1 protein-coding gene is annotated in these 1,612 nt (G+C 47.1%); it reads right to left on the bottom strand.

Annotated features, from left to right (window positions below; translation table 11 throughout):
• Nucleotides 1-180: 180 nt before the first annotated feature.
• Nucleotides 181-939: a hypothetical protein gene (locus HX774_RS18765; protein WP_178828946.1), complete on the bottom strand. Its 759-nt coding sequence runs from the start codon at nt 937-939 to the stop codon at nt 181-183.
• Nucleotides 940-1,612: the final 673 nt, after the last annotated feature.

Raw genomic sequence — 1,612 nt, 5'->3', positions numbered from 1 at the left:
TGCCGGAGGATGACGAAAGAAGAGGCGCGCTGCGTCGTCCCGATTGACGAACTGAAACGCTTCGGCCCGTTCCCGCAGGAAGCCGTTGATGAAGGTGGTCTTTCCCGCGCCGTTCGGCCCGGCGAGGATGCGATGCTCAAGAGAGCTGCGTTTCTTGACCACCTGAACTTCTGCCGCCGATCATGGGCGAGCTGTAGAATCTCGAATGATTATACGCTCAGCCATGTATTTCATAAGCGGAATCTCTCGTTTCAGTATCTGATTGGCTTCTGCTCCAGGAACGTATCGGTTCTTGCGCTCATGGCGATCTGATGAATGGACCAAAGCGTTCCGTATAGTCTTAATGCGTTTGGATAAAGGGCCAAACAGATGCGATTTTTGTAGTGTGATCTTTTCAAGATCGTATCCAAAACACGATGTTTTTGAAGTGTATATTTTTTGTCCTGCATCTCGCTCTATTCGAGCGATCTCTGCAATGAGTTCGTCTTCGTCAAGAAACTCTATCATAACAGATTTAAGCATTTCCTCTTCTTTGGATTCCGCTTTATGATCTCCTACTGATTGAATTAACTTGTCCAAGTATGGCTTATTTGATTTAAACTTTCTATCATTGATTATTGATGACATTTTTTTATACAGAGCGCCATCCGACACAATGAGGAAGAAATGCTCTGCTACATGATAAAATGATAGAAACTGTATGTATGGATCTGAAGTGCATCCTCTTATATAAAAGCGCGTAAGATCAATGTTGTATACAGGCGGGATTGTTGGGTATTCTGCGGACGAAGATTCGCTTTCGTCTTCATCGTCGTCGGTTGTTATTGGTTTCGACCACATGAATGACCGAAGCAGAACGACCTGTTTTTCGTAAGCTAATTCAAAAAGGGCGGCGTCAAAAAGGCTGTCCGTTTCTTCGAGCAACTTTTCTTCGGACATTATCCCGACGTTGGTAGCCTTGATGGTCAATATTCGGCTTAGAAATCTATGTAAATTAAAGCTTTTTGTATCTATTAAATCTAGATATATAGTAATCGACTAGGGCTTCGTCAAAAAGGCATGAGGACCAAAACGCTGTTGAGGCAGGGCTTGTCTCTAGATAAATATGGGGTCCCGTTGTGTCGCCAAAAACGTATTTGATCTCGGATAGGGATCCTACGGAAAACTCCCCCCAAAGAACCCGCTGTTCTCGGTAGCCGGTCCCTATGACGTCAGGTCTTCCGTCTCTCGGCACATAGCCGCCGAGCACATCCCCGACCGACGCATAATCCGCGATAAGGTCTTTGGTGATGAGAATCGGGTTGATGGACGATGCATGAGACAACGTAAGGGACTCGCCGTCTTCAGATTCCAGAGCAAAGGCTTTTGCCAGAAAGCCTTTGCGAAGAAGGTCTTTCGCGTCTTGGAAATTCAATTCGTCCCCCGAGCTATGCTGTAATCCCCACTGTGGCATGCTTGGTGGGAAGTGCAACTAGTGCAGGTCGAACAGCCAGGTCCTTGCTACCATTTTGAGAACTCGGCAGTTTTTCTCTCTTCACACCTTCACCTCAATCGCAGCCCCACCCGCCCGGAACTTGGCGCTCATTTCGGCCATGCCGGCTTCGGCTTCCTG

The organism is Brevundimonas sp. P7753 (assembly GCF_013386595.1).
GTDB lineage: Bacteria > Pseudomonadota > Alphaproteobacteria > Caulobacterales > Caulobacteraceae > Brevundimonas > Brevundimonas bullata.
The sequence above is the reverse complement of the archived record's forward strand: the minus strand, read 5'-3'. Positions and strand labels throughout refer to the sequence as shown.

Excerpts from the sequence above, each read along its gene's own strand:
- HX774_RS18765 (WP_178828946.1), bottom strand. The coding sequence starts at position 939 with ATGTCCGAAGAAAAGTTGCTCGAAGAAACGGACAGCCTTTTTGACGCC.